Source organism: Alteribacter aurantiacus DSM 18675 (assembly GCF_000429705.1).
GTDB lineage: Bacteria > Bacillota > Bacilli > Bacillales > Salisediminibacteriaceae > Alteribacter > Alteribacter aurantiacus.
This window is the reverse complement of the sequence record NZ_AUCJ01000011.1, coordinates 128,668-145,580: the sequence shown is the minus strand read 5'-3', so window position 1 is coordinate 145,580 and position 16,913 is coordinate 128,668. Positions and strand designations below refer to the sequence as shown.

Genomic DNA, 16,913 nt, shown 5'->3' with positions numbered 1-16,913 from the left:
GTCTGCCAATAAATAGAATTTTAAATTCGACTTGATATTCATTTTTATAAGTGATAAAATTTGAATGTTGTTAATGACGTGAACATCATGTTCACGTTTTTTCCTGCAAACATGCAGGCATATGAGTGGGAGGGCAAATGCCCGGTATACCACATCACGGACTTAAGGAGGTGTGTCGCGTGGCTAAAAAGGTCATTAAAGTTGTAAAACTTCAAATCCCAGCTGGTAAAGCAAACCCAGCACCACCTGTTGGTCCAGCACTTGGTCAAGCAGGCGTGAACATCATGGGATTCTGTAAAGAATTTAACGCTCGTACACAGGAACAAGCGGGCTTAATCATTCCAGTTGAAATCACGGTATTTGAAGACCGTTCATTTACATTTATCACTAAAACTCCACCGGCTGCAGTATTGTTGAAGAAAGCAGCAGGAATTGAAACGGCTTCTGGTGAGCCGAACAAGACTAAGGTGGCAACGTTAAGTCGTGATAAAGTTCGTGAAATCGCGGAAACGAAAATGCCTGATCTAAACGCAGCTGATGTTGAAGCAGCAATGCGTATGGTTGAAGGTACTGCCCGTAGCATGGGGATCGTTATCGAAGGTTAATTAAACCCATGAAGTGTAAGTGAGGTTGCGATGCGGGGATGATTTTCTCCCGCCTGGAATGCATTGGGTGAACAAGCCCATTACACTCCGGGCTCGCAACCTTTATTAGTGGGAGGTCTAACCGCTAAAACCACAATCAAGGAGGAAATAACATGGCTAAGAAAGGCAAAAAGTTCGAAGATGCTTTGAAGCTCGTTGATCGCGAAAAAGCGTACGACGCGCAAGAAGCAATCGAGTTAGTAAAGAAAACGGCAACAGCTAACTTTGACGAAACTGTTGAATTAGCTGCGCGCCTTGGCGTAGATCCAAAGAAAGCAGATCAGCAAATTCGTGGAGCAGTCGTACTTCCAAACGGAACAGGTAAAACACAACGTGTACTTGTTTTCGCTAAAGGCGACAAAGCGAAAGAAGCAGAAGCTGCTGGAGCAGACCACGTAGGTGAAGAGGAACTCATCAACAAAATCAACCAAGGTTGGTTCGACTTTGATGTTGTAGTTGCTACACCTGACATGATGGCTCAAGTTGGTAAACTAGGTCGAGTGCTTGGACCAAAAGGTCTAATGCCAAACCCTAAAACTGGCACAGTAACTTTCGATGTAGAAAAAGCTGTGAACGAAATTAAAGCTGGTAAAGTGGAATACCGTGTTGATAAATCCGGTAACATTCACGTACCAATCGGAAAAGTATCATTTGATACTGAGAAGTTGCAAGAGAACTTCCAAACAATGATTGATACATTGTTAAAAGCGAAGCCTGCAGCTGCTAAAGGAACTTACATGCGCAATGTTTCCGTTGCTTCTACAATGGGACCTGGCGTTAAGGTAAATTCTTCCGCATATAAACTTTAATCAAGGTATTGACTTCTCGTTTTGAGGAGGATATACTGTTCAATAGTGATTTTCATAAACACTCATACCGTAGACAGCAGGAGCGACATGTCGCTTAATATCCTGCCTAGGTGAAATCATGATCAGATCCCTGTTTATACAGGTTTTCGATACGTGTGCCTCCATGTCTACGACGTGGAGGCATTTTTATTTCTCCGGTATGAACCATTCATTCTATAGGAGGTGTCAGAACAGGATGAGCAAAATTATTGAGAAAAAACAAGCGGTTGTTCAGGAAATTGCTGCGAAACTTAAGGAAAGCCAATCAACAATTGTTGTTGACTATCGCGGACTTGACGTTTCAGAAGTAACTGAACTTCGTAAGCAACTACGTGAAGCAAACGTAGACTTCAAAGTTTACAAAAACTCAATGACTCGTCGTGCGACTGCTGAAGCTGGTCTAAGTGAATTGGACGAGCAACTAGTAGGACCGACTGCTATTGCATTTAGTAACGACGATGTTATCGCTCCTGCGAGAATTCTTAACAAATTCGCGAAGGATCACGATGCATTGGAACTAAAAGCTGGTGTCATTGAAGGGCGCGTTGCATCTCTCGAAGAAGTTAAAGCACTTGCGGAACTACCATCCCGCGAAGGTTTGCTTGGAATGCTTCTCAGCGTTATGCAAGCTCCAATCAGAAACTTTGCATTGGCTACAAAAGCTGTTGCAGAACAAAAGGAAGAACAAGGCGCGTAACATTTACATGCCTGAAATCGGCTTGACCATAAACTAGAAACTTATAATAAATAGGAGGAAAGACAAATGACTAAAGAGCAAATTATTGATGCAATTAAAGAAATGTCTGTACTAGAACTAAACGATCTTGTTAAAGCGATCGAGGAAGAATTCGGAGTAGAAGCTGCTGCACCTGTAGCTGTAGCTGGTGGCGGAGCTGGAGAAGCTGCTGAAGAACAAACTGAATTCGACGTAGTACTTGAGTCTGCTGGAAGCTCAAAAATCGGCGTAATCAAAGTGGTTCGTGAAATCACTGGCCTAGGTCTTAAAGATGCGAAAGCTCTTGTAGACGGCGCTCCTGCACCAATCAAAGAAGGCGTTTCTAAAGACGAAGCTGAAGAAATGAAAGCTAAGCTTGAAGACGCTGGAGCTTCTGTAGAAGTTAAATAATGAACGCTCTAAAAACTCGCTTTGGTTCATCCAAGGCGAGTTTTTTTACACGATAAAAGGTAGTCTCTTGTTCTAGTGAGTAAAGGAACTACCGACACTTTCAATCATGGCAGGTGGAAACGATGAGTCACTATTATTCTGATAAGCCAGATGTTGCGAGTCAACCTGAAAAAGTAGCAGTCCATGTGCGAGAACACAAGCTGACCTTTTTGTCTGACAGAGGCGTCTTTTCAAAAGGGGGCTTGGATTTTGGAACTCGTGTGCTACTTGAGGCCTTTACGATTCCTGAAATAGATGGACCGATTGGGGACATTGGCTGCGGATGGGGACCAATTGGAATTACTTTGGCTAAAGAAATGCCCGAACGTACCTTTGTGATGGTCGACATCAATGAGCGTGCGATTAAGCTCGCGAAGGAAAATGCCTCAAATAACCAAGTGAGTAATGTAGAAATTAAAGAGAGCATGCTCTTTTCCGAGATCAAAGACCGAGAGTTCGCGGCGATATTAACGAACCCTCCCATTCGCGCTGGAAAAGAAACCGTATACCAACTTCTTGAAGAAGCATATGTTCAATTAAAAACAGGCGGCGAGTTGTGGGTGGTCATTCAGAAAAAACAGGGTGCACCGTCTGCGAAGAAAAAGCTTGAAGAGCTTTTCGGTGTTGGTGAAGTGGACGTGCCTCTAAAAGAAAAAGGGTACTTTATTCTGCGCGCCAAAAAACATTGACTCTGTTTTTCGGTTGTGTTAATGTTATTTAATGCGTATGTAAATGAAAATAGGGTCAATGCGTTTAAATATAGGATCCGTGAATAAAAAGGGTAATTTTGGACAAACTAGTAACGTCTTTTATGCTTTTGTGATAAAAGACTTTGAAAATACCCTTTTTTGGTTTTTTCACCTTTTATCAAAGGTAACAATCACGAACCTGTAGATTGACCTATTTTATGTTTAATGGGGATCAAACGTATGCCCATTAGCTCATAGATAGGAAAGCATTTTCATGTCTATGTTTAGCTTAAGCGTCATGATGGCGAGGATAGTAGTATTGTTTATTTTGCTGCGTCTGTTGCTAATTGGATTGACGTTTGCGCTTTTCTTAATAAAAACGTTAGGTTTGAGGGGTGAATCAGTTGACAGGTCAACAAGTTCAGTATGGACGTCACCGCCAGAGAAGAAGCTATGCGCGAATCAACGAAGTTTTGGAGCTTCCAAACTTAATCGAGATTCAAACGGCTTCTTATCAATGGTTTCTTGATGAGGGTATTCGCGAGATGTTTTCAGACATCTCCCCGATCGAAGACTTCACAGGTAATTTGGTTTTAGAGTTTATTGATTATAGCTTAGGAGAGCCAAAGTACTCTGTCGAAGATTCAAAAGAGAGGGATGTTACTTATTCTGCACCTCTTCGTGTCAAGGTCCGCTTGATCAACAAAGAGACAGGAGAAGTAAAAGAGCAGGAAGTATTTATGGGAGATTTCCCACTTATGACCGAAACAGGGACATTCGTTATTAACGGTGCAGAGCGTGTTATCGTGTCTCAGCTCGTTCGTTCTCCAAGTGTCTATTTCAACGACAAAATTGACAAAAACGGTAAGAAAGGCTTCGGAGCTACTGTGATTCCAAACCGCGGTGCTTGGTTGGAGCTTGAAACCGATGCTAAAGATGTCGTTTATGTGCGTATTGACCGTACACGAAAAATCCCGGTTACGGTATTACTCCGTGCTCTCGGGTTTGGAACTGATCAAGAGATCATTGACTTACTGGGAGAAGATGAATACTTACGTAACTCACTTGACAAAGACAACACGGACAGCTCAGAGAAAGCGCTACTTGAAATCTATGAGCGCCTTCGCCCAGGAGAGCCACCAACTGTTGATAATGCCAAGAGTCTCTTAGAGTCTCGTTTCTTTGATCCGAAGCGCTATGACTTGGCTAATGTTGGTCGCTACAAAATGAATAAGAAACTTCATATTAAGGAACGCCTTTTCAACCAGCGCTTAGCTGAAACGCTCGTTGATCCGGATACAGGCGAAGTACTTGCAGAAGAAGGGGTTATGATTGATCGCCGTCTTCTTGATCGTCTGATTCCTTACTTGGAGAATAACGTTGGTTTCCGTCATTACACTCTAAATGGTGGTGTAGTGGAAGAGGAAGAAGTAGAGCTTCAATCTGTTCTTATTCATCCTCAAAACGGTAAAGAAGACGCTCAGCCGATCCGTGTGATCAGCAATGGCGTGGTGGACCGCAGTGTGAAGAACATCACACCTGCAGACATCATTTCTTCCATCAACTACTTCTTTAACCTATTACATGGCGTCGGCAACACCGATGACATTGACCACTTGGGTAACCGTCGTCTTCGTTCTGTAGGTGAGTTGCTTCAGAACCAATTCCGTATCGGGCTATCCCGTATGGAACGTGTTGTTCGAGAGCGTATGTCGATCCAAGATGCGAATATGATTACGCCACAGGCATTAATCAACATTCGTCCGGTTATTGCATCCATTAAAGAGTTCTTCGGTAGCTCTCAGCTATCTCAGTTTATGGACCAGACAAACCCGCTTGCAGAACTTACACATAAGCGTCGTCTGTCTGCATTAGGACCTGGTGGTCTGACTCGTGAGCGTGCCGGCTTTGAAGTACGAGACGTTCACTACTCTCACTATGGTCGTATGTGTCCAATCGAAACACCTGAGGGTCCAAACATTGGACTAATCAACTCTCTTTCCAGCTTTGCGAAAGTAAATGAGTTCGGCTTTATGGAAACACCTTATCGTAAGGTTGACCATGAACGCGGTGGCGTATCCGAACAAATTGACTATTTGACAGCTGACGAAGAGGATAACTATGTAGTGGCCCAGGCTAACGCGAAGCTTGACGAGACTGGATTGTTCGTCGATGACAACATCATTTGTCGTTTCCGTGGTGAGAACATCGTTGTACCTAAAGACCGCGTGGATTACATGGACGTATCGCCAAAGCAGGTAGTATCTGCCGCGACCGCGTGTATCCCGTTCTTGGAAAACGATGACTCCAACCGTGCCCTAATGGGAGCGAACATGCAACGTCAGGCTGTACCGCTTCTTAACCCTGAGTCTCCACTTGTGGGAACAGGTATGGAGTATGTGTCTGCTAGAGACTCTGGTGCTGCTGTTATCTCGAAAGCAAAAGGCCGCGTTGAACGCGTGTCCGGTAACTATATTCAAGTTCGCCGTCTTGAAGAAGTGGACGGAAAAGAAATTGAAGGGAATGCCATTCGCTATAACCTTCAAAAATTCATCCGATCCAACCAGGGAACTTGCTACAACCAACGTCCGATCGTAAGTGAAGGGGACATCGTAACACCAGGTGAGATCCTTGCTGATGGACCATCAATGGAAAAAGGTGAAATGGCACTAGGTCGTAACGTCGTAGTCGGATTTATGACATGGGACGGTTACAACTATGAGGATGCCATCATCTTGAGTGAACGTCTTGTAAAAGACGATGTTTACACGTCCATTCACATTGAAGAATATGAGTCTGAAGCTCGTGACACGAAGCTTGGACCTGAAGAAATTACACGTGACATTCCTAACGTCGGTGAAGATGCTCTTCGCAACCTTGACGACCGTGGGATTATCCGCGTCGGTGCGGAAGTAAAAGACGGAGATATCCTTGTTGGTAAAGTAACGCCTAAAGGTGTAACAGAACTAACAGCGGAAGAACGCCTTCTACATGCGATCTTTGGTGAAAAAGCTCGAGAAGTGCGTGATACGTCACTCAGAGCGCCTCATGGCGGAGACGGAATCGTTCTTGACGTGAAAATCTTCAACCGTGAAGACGGGGACGAACTACCACCAGGCGTGAATCAGCTTGTGCGCGTATACCTCGTGCAAAAGCGTAAAATTCACGAAGGTGACAAAATGGCCGGTCGTCATGGTAACAAGGGTGTTATCTCGAAGATCCTTCCGGAAGAAGATATGCCTTATCTTCCAGATGGAACACCGATCGATATTATGTTAAACCCACTTGGGGTACCATCTCGTATGAACATCGGACAGGTACTTGAAATGCATATGGGTATGGCTGCAAAAGCCCTCGGTATCCACATTGCGTCTCCTGTATTTGACGGTGCTCGTGAGGAAGATGTATGGGCTACAATCGCCGAAGCTGGCATGGCTGAAGACGCGAAGACAGTCCTTTATGATGGAAGAACAGGGGAAGCATTTGATAACCGTGTATCTGTTGGTGTAATGTACATGATCAAACTAGCACACATGGTTGATGACAAGCTTCACGCTCGTTCTACAGGACCATACTCACTCGTTACGCAACAACCACTTGGTGGTAAAGCCCAGTTTGGTGGACAGCGTTTTGGTGAGATGGAGGTATGGGCACTTGAAGCATACGGTGCTGCTTATACACTTCAGGAAATCCTGACGGTGAAATCCGATGACGTCGTCGGGCGTGTGAAAACGTACGAAGCGATCGTTAAAGGAGAAAACGTACCAGAACCAGGTGTACCTGAATCCTTTAAAGTTCTTATCAAAGAGCTTCAAAGTCTTGGTATGGACGTGAAGATGCTCTCCAGTAATGAAGAAGAGATTGAACTGCTGGAGCTAGATGACGAAGAAGATCAGAACAACGACAAGTTGAATCTAAACTTAGAGTCCACTGAATCGAACAGTTAATGGCAGATCTTGAAAGTCGAAAGGGAGGTTGGCCCCTTGATAGATGTTAATAACTTTGAGTATATGAAAATCGGCTTGGCTTCTCCGGATAAAATCCGCTCTTGGTCAAGAGGAGAAGTTAAAAAGCCTGAAACAATTAACTATAGAACGCTAAAGCCTGAAAAAGACGGCTTGTTCTGTGAACGCATTTTCGGTCCAACAAAAGACTGGGAATGTCACTGTGGGAAATACAAGCGTGTCCGTTATAAAGGTGTCGTTTGTGACCGCTGTGGTGTTGAAGTGACTCGTGCGAAAGTACGTCGTGAGAGAATGGGGCACATCGAGCTTGCTGCCCCTGTCTCCCACATCTGGTACTTCAAAGGGATCCCAAGCAGAATGGGGCTTGTCCTTGACATGTCCCCACGTTCTCTTGAAGAAGTTATCTACTTCGCTTCTTATGTAGTAACGGAAACAGGAGATACACCACTTGAATTAAAACAATTGCTTTCTGAGAGAGAGTACCGTACGTATCGAGAAAAATACGGACGTTCTTTCACGGCCCAAATGGGTGCAGAAGCGATTCGCAAACTTCTTCAAGACATTGATCTTGATAAAGAAGTAAATATGCTGAAAGAAGAATTGCTTACAGCTCAAGGTCAAAGACGTACACGTGCGATCAAGCGCCTTGAAGTTCTTGAAGCATTCCGTAATTCAGGCAACAACCCAGATTGGATGATCTTAGACGTTCTTCCTGTCATTCCACCGGAATTACGTCCGATGGTTCAGTTGGACGGTGGTCGTTTCGCGACTTCCGATTTGAACGACCTTTATCGCCGGGTAATTAACCGTAACAACCGATTGAAGCGACTCCTCGATCTTGGTGCACCAAGCATTATCGTACAAAACGAGAAGCGTATGCTTCAAGAAGCTGTCGATGCTTTGATTGATAACGGACGTCGTGGTCGTCCAGTAACCGGACCGGGTAACCGTCCGTTAAAATCTCTTTCTCACATGCTTAAAGGGAAGCAAGGTCGTTTCCGTCAGAACCTTCTTGGTAAACGAGTTGACTACTCCGGTCGTTCTGTAATCGTAGTAGGTCCACACTTAAAGATGTACCAATGTGGTCTGCCAAAAGAAATGGCACTTGAACTATTTAAGCCGTTCGTTATGAAAGAGCTTGTGAGTAAGGGACTTGCTCACAACATTAAGAGCGCTAAGCGTAAAGTTGAGCGTGTTCAACCTGAAGTATGGGATGTATTAGAGCAAGTAATTAGGGAGCACCCGGTGCTTCTTAACCGAGCACCTACCCTTCACAGACTTGGAATTCAGGCGTTTGAACCAACACTTGTTGAAGGTCGTGCTATTAAGCTTCACCCACTTGTGTGTACAGCTTATAACGCCGACTTTGACGGGGACCAAATGGCCGTTCACGTTCCACTTTCTGCAGAAGCACAAGCCGAGTCTCGTCTTCTCATGCTTGCAGCTCAAAACATCTTGAACCCTAAAGATGGTAAACCGGTTGTTACGCCGTCCCAGGATATGGTACTTGGTAACTACTACCTTACACTTGAGCGAAAAGATGCAGTCGGAGAAGGTAATGTGTACTATGGTCCGAACGAAGTGCTTACAGCATATCAAAACGGATACGCACACCTTCACACTCGAATTGCTGTACCGGTAGATTCTCTAGGTGATAAACCGTTTAAGGATCACCAAAAAGGAAAGCTGATTCTAACTTCAGTTGGTAAGGTTATCTTTAACGAAATCCTGCCTCCTGAATTCCCTTATCTTAATGAACCGACAGCATACAACCTTCAGGAAGAAACGCCTGACAATTACATCGTGCCAACAGACACGGATGTGAAAAAGGAAATTGCTAAGCGTGACATTATTAAACCGTTTAAAAAAGGTTTCCTAGGTGACATCATCGCGCAAGTATTTAAGAAGTTTAAAGTATCCGAAACGTCAATCATGCTTGATAAGATGAAAGACTTAGGATTCTATTACTCCACAAAAGCCGGTATTACAATTGGTGTATCGGATATCGTGGTACTTAAAGACAAGCAGAAAATCTTGGACGATGCGGAAACGAAAGTAGACCGAGTCTTAAAGCAATTCCGTCGTGGTTTAATCACGGAAGAAGAGCGTTACGATAAGGTTATTGAAATTTGGAGTTCCGCTAAAGATGTGATCCAAAGCAAGTTGATGGGTACACTTGACACGTCCAACCCAATCTTTATGATGAGTGATTCCGGTGCCCGAGGTAACGCATCGAACTTTACGCAGCTTGCGGGTATGCGTGGTCTGATGGCAAACCCATCCGGACGAATCATCGAACTTCCGATCAAATCCAGTTTCCGTGAAGGACTAACAGTACTTGAGTACTTTATCTCCACTCACGGTGCTCGTAAAGGTCTTGCCGATACGGCCCTTAAAACAGCCGACTCGGGTTACCTTACTCGTCGACTGGTTGATGTTGCACAGGACGTTATCGTACGTGAACAAGATTGTGGAACAGACCGTGGTTTGAAAGTAGCCGCGATCAAGGAAGGAACAGAAGTCATCGAGCCATTGTATGATCGTCTAGTTGGTCGTTTAACATTCCAGACTGTTCTTCATCCTGAAACTGGGGAAGTACTGGCTGAGAAAAACCAAACACTCGACGAAGACACGTCAAAAATGATCGAAGACGCTGGTGTTAAAGAGTTGATCATTCGTTCTGCCTTTACGTGTGACACAAAGCACGGGGTATGTAAGTCTTGTTACGGACGTAACCTTGCAACAGGTGCGGAAGTAGAAGTAGGCGAAGCAGTAGGAATTATCGCTGCCCAGTCTATCGGTGAGCCAGGTACACAGTTAACGATGCGTACCTTCCACACAGGTGGGGTAGCCGGAGACGATATTACACAAGGTTTACCGCGTATCCAAGAGGTATTTGAGGCGCGTAACCCTAAAGGTCAGGCTGTCATTTCTGAAATCGAAGGTGTTGTAACCGACGTTAAAGATGTGAATGAAAAGAAAGAGGTTATTGTTAAAGGTGACCTTGAAACACGTTCTTACACGACGCCATATGGCTCCCGTATGAAAGTTGAAGTAGGAGCAGAAGTAAAACCAGGTCAAGAACTCACTGAAGGTTCAATTGATCCTAAGGAGCTTCTAACTGTCTCAGGCGTACAAGGTGTACAAGAGTACCTTCTCCGTGAAGTACAAAAAGTTTACCGTATGCAAGGGGTAGAAATTGGTGATAAGCACGTTGAGGTAATGGTACGACAAATGCTTCGTAAGATCCGCGTCCTTGATGCTGGAGATACAGAAGTACTACCAGGTTCTCTCATCGAGATTCACCAGTTTAACGAAGCAAACAAAGATGTTCTCTTGCGTGGTGGCACACCAGCAACAGGTAAACCAGTTCTTCTTGGTATTACAAAAGCATCTCTTGAAACAGACTCCTTCCTTTCTGCGGCATCCTTCCAGGAGACAACGCGTGTCCTGACAGACGCAGCAATTAAAGGTAAGCGAGATGAGCTTGTAGGACTGAAAGAGAACGTTATTATCGGTAAGCTTGTTCCTGCTGGTACAGGAATGCAACGTTACCGCAAGATTAACGTATCGATGGAAGATGACAAGCAAGGCGAAATGCCAACGATTGAAGAAGCGACGATTCAAGATTAATTTAAGGAGCGGGCTGGGACATATAAAGATCGTGTTTCAATGGATTTAATTCATTCATTGAAACACTTTTGTCCCAGCATTACCCTTTAAAAAATGAGTACGCTTCTTAGTTCAGGTACCCTTTTCATCTTACGAAATTCCGTGTCTCATTGGTTGCGTAGCTGAATGCTAGCTGCGACACTCCTGCGGCAGTAGGAGCCAGGAGAGACCCCGTAAGGGCATAGCCCGAGGAGGCTCGCCGGCACCGCCGCGGAAAGGGAGCGGATAGCGTGAAGCGGAGCCTTGGATACTTAAGCAAGGGTATACTCATAAGAAAAAATTCATTAGGCTGTTGACACAAATTATCACGGGTGATAATATATAAAAGTGCGCCTAAACCTGATGCTTTGGAGGATCAAACATGTCTTATGAAAAAGTAGTGCAGGCGAATGAAAGAATAGTGGGCACGAAACAAACACTTAAAGCACTGGAAGAACAGCAGGTTAAAGAATTGATCATTGCCGACGATGCTGATCAAGGTGTCCTCGCTAAGGTTTTGGCATTAGCTGAAGACCAAGGGGTGCCGATCTTAACCGTTGACTCTATGAAAAAGCTTGGAAAAGCTTGTGGAATCGACGTATCAGCAGCAATTGTAGCAATTAAAAAGTAAATTAGTTTTTGCTTAAGGGGACTACCTTCTGCGGCAAAAACTTTACTTTTGCACTTTTATGAACCACCTGGACCAGTGGACTTAAAGATAGTTGATATGAAAGGAGGAAATACCATGCCGACAATTAACCAATTAGTACGCAAAGGTCGCGTATCTAAAACAAAAAAGTCCGACTCACCAGCTTTAAATAAAGGATATAACAGCTTCAAAAAGTCTCAAACGGACTTGAGCTCACCGCAAAAGCGTGGCGTTTGTACTCGTGTTGGTACAATGACACCAAAGAAGCCAAACTCCGCATTGCGTAAATATGCTCGTGTTCGTCTAACGAACCAAATTGAAGTTACAGCTTACATCCCAGGAATCGGACACAACCTACAAGAACACAGTGTTGTTCTTATCCGTGGTGGACGAGTAAAAGACTTACCGGGGGTACGTTACCACATCGTACGTGGTGCGCTTGATACTGCGGGAGTTGAAAACCGTGCACAAGGTCGTTCCAAGTACGGAACGAAGCGTCCTAAGAAATAATTGATTAACACCAATAGAAATGACTAATAATGGATGGAAGGAGGGGACCACATGCCTCGTAAAGGACCAGTACCAAAAAGAGATGTATTACCTGATCCACTTTACAAATCGAAGCTTGTTACTCGTATGATCAACCGTATGATGATCGACGGTAAAAAAGGGAAAGCACAAACAACTCTTTACAAGTCTTTTGAATTAGTAAAAGAACGTACCGGCAATGATCCTCAAGAAGTATTCGAACAAGCACTTAAAAACATCATGCCTGTTCTTGAAGTAAAAGCACGCCGTGTTGGTGGTGCAAACTACCAAGTACCAATCGAAGTAAAACCAGAGCGTCGTACTGCTCTAGGACTTCGTTGGTTAGTAAGCTATGCTCGCCTTCGTGGTGAAAAAACGATGGAAGAGCGTCTTGCTAATGAAATCATGGACGCTGCAAACAACACGGGAGCCGCTGTTAAAAAGCGCGAAGACACTCACCGTATGGCGGAAGCAAACAAAGCATTCGCTCACTACCGCTGGTAGGAATATCAACGTCCTCTTAAGGTCGACGATAATTCAAATACAGTTATTCGAGAAGATATCGTGAGGCGGCCGGGTGACCGGCCATTCCTCATATTCTCTCAACACACTAACATCTTCACTTAAGGAAGGAGAAATTGACCATGGCTAGAGAATTCTCCTTGGAAAAGACGCGTAATATCGGAATCATGGCGCACATTGACGCTGGTAAAACGACGACGACTGAACGTGTACTTTTCTACACAGGGCGTATTCACAAAATCGGTGAAACGCACGAGGGTGCTTCTCAAATGGACTGGATGGACCAGGAGCAAGAGCGTGGAATCACGATCACTTCTGCTGCCACTACAGCCGCTTGGAAAGAACACCGTGTTAATATCATCGATACTCCAGGGCACGTAGACTTTACTGTAGAGGTAGAGCGTTCTTTACGTGTACTTGATGGTGCCGTTGCTGTTCTTGATGCACAGTCCGGTGTAGAACCACAAACGGAAACAGTTTGGCGTCAAGCGACTACGTATGGCGTACCACGTGTTGTTTTCGTAAACAAAATGGACAAGATCGGTGCAGACTTCATCTACTCACTAGGCACAATGCACGATCGTCTTGGTGCTAACGCACAAGCGATCCAGTTGCCAATCGGTGCGGAAGATGACTTCGAAGGAATCATCGACCTTGTTGAAATGAATGCCTACTACTACTTAGATGATCTTGGATCACGTACGGAAGCACGTGAAATCCCAGATGAGTATAAGGATCAAGCAAATGAATACCGTGAAAAGTTACTAGAAGCGGTTTCCGAACTTGACGAAGAATTAATGATGAAATACCTTGAAGGTGAAGAGCTTACGACTGAAGAGATCAAAGCTGCGATCCGTAAAGGTACTTGTGACGTTGAATTCTACCCTGTCATCTGCGGATCTGCCTTTAAAAACAAAGGTGTTCAGTTAATGCTAGATGCTGTAATCGACTACCTTCCATCTCCATTGGACGTACCTCCAATGACTGGATTGAAGCCGGATAGTGAAGAAGAAGTTCTACGTAAGCCAAGTGATGACGAGCCATTCTCTGCATTGGCATTTAAAGTTATGACGGATCCTTTCGTAGGTAAACTAACATTCTTCCGCGTATACTCTGGTACTGTTGACGCTGGTTCTTACGTTAAGAACTCAACAAAAGACAAGCGTGAGCGTATGGGACGTATTCTACAAATGCACGCCAATCACCGTGAAGAGATTCCGACTGTCTACGCTGGTGACATCGCTGCGGGTGTAGGACTTAAGAGCACAACAACAGGAGACACAATCTGTGATGAGAAGAACATGGTTATTCTTGAATCCATGGAATTCCCTGAGCCAGTAATCTCCCTTTCTGTAGAGCCTAAGTCTAAAGCAGACCAAGATAAAATGGGTATCGCTTTAGGTAAACTTGCAGAAGAAGATCCAACATTCCGCACACACACTGATGAAGAAACAGGACAAACGATCATCGCTGGTATGGGTGAGCTTCACCTTGACATCATCGTTGACCGTATGAAGCGTGAATTCAAAGTGGAAGCAAATGTTGGTGCACCTCAAGTTTCTTACCGTGAGACAATCCGTCAAGCGGCGAAAGTTGAAGGTAAATTCGTACGTCAATCCGGTGGTCGTGGACAATTTGGTCACGTTTGGGTTGAGTTCGAACCTAACGAAGAAGGCAAAGGCTTCGAATTCGTTGATAAAGTCGTCGGTGGTGTTGTTCCTCGTGAATACATCCCTTCTGTTGGACAGGGTCTTGAAGAGTCTCTTAAAAACGGAATGCTCGCCGGTTACGAAGTTATCGACGTAAAAGCTACTCTTGTTGATGGGTCTTACCACGATGTTGACTCCAACGAGATGGCATTTAAAGTTGCTGCTTCCCTTGCTGTTAAAGAAGCGGCGAAAAGATGTAACCCAGCTATTCTTGAGCCAGTCATGAAAGTAGAAGTGGTTGTTCCTGAAGAGTACATGGGTGACATCATGGGTGACGTAACTTCCCGTCGTGGACGTGTTGAAGGTATGGAAGCCCGCGGTAATGCACAAATCGTTAAAGCGATGGTGCCACTTTCCGAAATGTTCGGTTACGCGACTTCCCTTCGTTCAAACACGCAAGGACGCGGACAGTACACTATGCACTTTGACCACTATGAAGAAGTACCGAAGAGTATTTCTGAAGAGATCATCAAAAAACAGTCTGGTAAGTAATCTGTTATTGTCTCGCAGGTCATTTTGTTGTAAGCTAAGTTTGTTGTAAGCTTAGAGTGGTGAACGGCACTGCTTTTCATCATTCTCCCTAATATAAAAATTCTATGAAATTCAAGGAGGAATTAGATCATGGCTAAAGAAAAATTTGATCGTTCCAAGACGCATGCCAACATTGGTACTATTGGACACGTTGACCACGGTAAAACAACACTAACTGCTGCAATCACTCACGTACTTCATAAGAAATCCGGTAAAGGTACTGCGATGGCTTATGACCAAATCGACGGAGCTCCTGAAGAGCGCGAGCGTGGAATCACAATCTCCACTGCACACGTTGAGTACGAAACTGACAGCCGTCACTATGCACACGTAGACTGCCCAGGACACGCTGACTACGTTAAGAACATGATCACTGGTGCTGCTCAAATGGACGGAGCTATTCTTGTAGTATCCGCTGCTGACGGCCCAATGCCACAAACTCGTGAGCACATTCTACTTTCTCGTCAGGTAGGGGTACCTTCAATCGTAGTATTCCTTAACAAAACTGACCAAGTTGACGACGAAGAGCTACTTGAGCTAGTAGAAATGGAAGTACGTGACCTTCTTTCTGAGTACGACTTCCCTGGCGATGACATCCCAGTAGTTAAAGGTTCTGCTCTTAAAGCACTAGAAGGCGACGCTGATCACGAGCAAGCGATCGTAGACCTAATGCAACAAGTTGACGATTACATCCCAACTCCAGAGCGTGACAAAGACAAGCCATTCATGATGCCAGTAGAGGACGTATTCTCTATCACTGGTCGTGGTACTGTTGCAACTGGACGTGTTGAGCGTGGACAACTTAACGTAGGTGACGAAGTTGAAATCATCGGTATTGAAGAAGAGTCTAAGAAGACTACTGTAACTGGAGTAGAAATGTTCCGTAAGCTTCTTGACTATGCTGAAGCTGGTGACAACATTGGAGCGCTACTACGTGGTGTATCCCGTGACGACATCACTCGTGGACAAGTTCTTGCTAAGCCAGGAACAATCACTCCACACACAAAGTTCAAAGCTGAAGTTTATGTACTATCTAAAGAAGAGGGTGGACGTCACACTCCATTCTTCACTAACTACCGTCCACAGTTCTACTTCCGTACAACTGACGTAACTGGTATCTGTAACCTACCAGAAGGCGTTGAGATGGTAATGCCTGGTGACAACATCGAGATGACAGTTGAGCTTATCAACCCAATCGCGATCGAAGAAGGTACTAAGTTCTCTATCCGTGAGGGTGGACGTACTGTTGGTGCCGGCGTTGTTGCTGAAATCACTGAGTAATAACTTTCAAACAACCCTTGGGATTTTCCCAAGGGTTGTTTTTTATATTTATTTGTACGTGTTTCTTCTATATTATATGTCCTGGAAAACAAAGTTGTCTTCGTTAGACTCACAACCCTTGGCTGACATTTGATTATGAGAGGTGCAACTGTAGTGAACGACAACAGAACAGGCAGCTATTAATAATGAATATATTAATTTGAAATATGAATCTTGGTATAAAGAGATGAGATGGAAACGGCATGACCGAAGACTCCTGCGGTAGTAGGAGGAAGCCACTGAAAAAGTACACCCCGACTTTTTCACTGCCTTTATTTGAATGGCAATGGCTCCAGGTTGCGCGCCTGATACGAGAAATCCACTCGTATCATGCTTTCAAAACAGGCAACCGTTACGCTCATTGCTTCGAAGGCACTGAAAAAGTTAAAGATCGAACTTTTTCAGTGCCTTCTAGTAGGGGCCAGGGGAGACCCCGCAGAGCGCCAGCTCGAGGAGGCTCGCCGGTACCACCGCGGAAAGCGAAGGTCATGCCGTTTCCATCAACTATGGTTTTTTTTTAGGATTAAATCAACTAACGTTTTTTAGCATTCTTGATTTTTACTCAACAAGTAAATCTCAGAATAGATCCTATGCTTTATAGAAAAATACTCCGAATTACTTCCCAATCGAAACCACTCTAAAAAGAAAACATTCCCACACTGTCTAACCCTTGAAATACAAGGCGATAATCT

12 protein-coding genes and 1 other annotated feature are annotated in these 16,913 nt (G+C 44.5%); all 12 genes read left to right on the top strand.

Features of this window, described 5'->3' with window-relative positions; all coding sequences use genetic code 11:
* The first annotated feature begins 179 nt into the window (after nt 1-179).
* The 12 genes from rplK to tuf all read left to right on the top strand — a co-directional run bounded on the left by rplK (nt 180) and on the right by tuf (nt 16,182).
* Complete coding sequence (rplK, locus tag G476_RS0102080; RefSeq protein WP_026688638.1) at nt 180-605, top strand: 50S ribosomal protein L11; 426 nt, start codon at nt 180-182, stop codon at nt 603-605.
* A 152-nt stretch (nt 606-757) separates the two neighbouring features.
* Nucleotides 758-1,453 carry a 50S ribosomal protein L1 gene (gene rplA / locus G476_RS0102075; protein ID WP_026688637.1) on the top strand — a complete coding sequence of 232 codons (696 nt, stop codon included), beginning with the start codon at nt 758-760 and terminating at the stop codon, nt 1,451-1,453.
* 49 nt (nt 1,454-1,502) lie between these two features.
* Nucleotides 1,503-1,649: a sequence feature (ribosomal protein L10 leader region), on the top strand.
* 39 nt (nt 1,650-1,688) lie between these two features.
* Nucleotides 1,689-2,189, top strand: a complete 501-nt coding sequence (rplJ, locus tag G476_RS0102070) for a 50S ribosomal protein L10 (RefSeq protein WP_026688636.1) — start codon at nt 1,689-1,691, stop codon at nt 2,187-2,189.
* Nucleotides 2,190-2,255: 66 nt separating this feature from the next.
* Entirely contained in the window at nt 2,256-2,618 is a 363-nt protein-coding gene (rplL, locus tag G476_RS0102065) for a 50S ribosomal protein L7/L12 (protein ID WP_026688635.1), read from the top strand.
* Between the two features lie 122 nt (nt 2,619-2,740).
* Complete coding sequence (locus G476_RS0102060; protein WP_026688634.1) at nt 2,741-3,346, top strand: methyltransferase; 606 nt, start codon at nt 2,741-2,743, stop codon at nt 3,344-3,346.
* Between the two features lie 404 nt (nt 3,347-3,750).
* Entirely contained in the window at nt 3,751-7,293 is a 3,543-nt protein-coding gene (rpoB, locus tag G476_RS0102055; RefSeq protein ID WP_026688633.1) for a DNA-directed RNA polymerase subunit beta, read from the top strand.
* A 36-nt stretch (nt 7,294-7,329) separates the two neighbouring features.
* On the top strand, nt 7,330-10,944 hold the full coding sequence (gene rpoC / locus G476_RS0102050; RefSeq protein ID WP_026688632.1) for a DNA-directed RNA polymerase subunit beta': 3,615 nt from the start codon (nt 7,330-7,332) through the stop codon (nt 10,942-10,944).
* Nucleotides 10,945-11,344: 400 nt separating this feature from the next.
* Nucleotides 11,345-11,593, top strand: coding sequence for a 50S ribosomal protein L7ae-like protein (locus G476_RS0102045; RefSeq protein ID WP_026688631.1), 249 nt, complete (start codon nt 11,345-11,347; stop codon nt 11,591-11,593).
* Between the two features lie 114 nt (nt 11,594-11,707).
* On the top strand, nt 11,708-12,121 hold the full coding sequence (gene rpsL / locus G476_RS0102040) for a 30S ribosomal protein S12 (protein WP_026688630.1): 414 nt from the start codon (nt 11,708-11,710) through the stop codon (nt 12,119-12,121).
* 51 nt (nt 12,122-12,172) lie between these two features.
* The gene (gene rpsG, locus G476_RS0102035; RefSeq protein ID WP_026688629.1) at nt 12,173-12,643 is read left to right on the top strand and encodes a 30S ribosomal protein S7; all 471 of its coding nucleotides are present in this window, start codon (nt 12,173-12,175) and stop codon (nt 12,641-12,643) included.
* Between the two features lie 140 nt (nt 12,644-12,783).
* Entirely contained in the window at nt 12,784-14,862 is a 2,079-nt protein-coding gene (fusA, locus tag G476_RS0102030) for an elongation factor G (protein WP_026688628.1), read from the top strand.
* 129 nt (nt 14,863-14,991) lie between these two features.
* Nucleotides 14,992-16,182, top strand: a complete 1,191-nt coding sequence (gene tuf / locus G476_RS0102025) for an elongation factor Tu (protein ID WP_026688627.1) — start codon at nt 14,992-14,994, stop codon at nt 16,180-16,182.
* Nucleotides 16,183-16,913: the final 731 nt, after the last annotated feature.

Bases quoted from the DNA above. Each gene is read 5' to 3' on its own strand.
- rpsG (WP_026688629.1), top strand. From the start codon at position 12,173: ATGCCTCGTAAAGGACCAGTACCAAAAAGAGATGTATTACCTGATCCA.
- rplJ (WP_026688636.1), top strand. From the start codon at position 1,689: ATGAGCAAAATTATTGAGAAAAAACAAGCGGTTGTTCAGGAAATTGCT.
- tuf (WP_026688627.1), top strand. From the start codon at position 14,992: ATGGCTAAAGAAAAATTTGATCGTTCCAAGACGCATGCCAACATTGGT.
- G476_RS0102045 (WP_026688631.1), top strand. From the start codon at position 11,345: ATGTCTTATGAAAAAGTAGTGCAGGCGAATGAAAGAATAGTGGGCACG.
- rplA (WP_026688637.1), top strand. From the start codon at position 758: ATGGCTAAGAAAGGCAAAAAGTTCGAAGATGCTTTGAAGCTCGTTGAT.
- rpsL (WP_026688630.1), top strand. From the start codon at position 11,708: ATGCCGACAATTAACCAATTAGTACGCAAAGGTCGCGTATCTAAAACA.
- rplL (WP_026688635.1), top strand. From the start codon at position 2,256: ATGACTAAAGAGCAAATTATTGATGCAATTAAAGAAATGTCTGTACTA.
- G476_RS0102060 (WP_026688634.1), top strand. From the start codon at position 2,741: ATGAGTCACTATTATTCTGATAAGCCAGATGTTGCGAGTCAACCTGAA.
- fusA (WP_026688628.1), top strand. From the start codon at position 12,784: ATGGCTAGAGAATTCTCCTTGGAAAAGACGCGTAATATCGGAATCATG.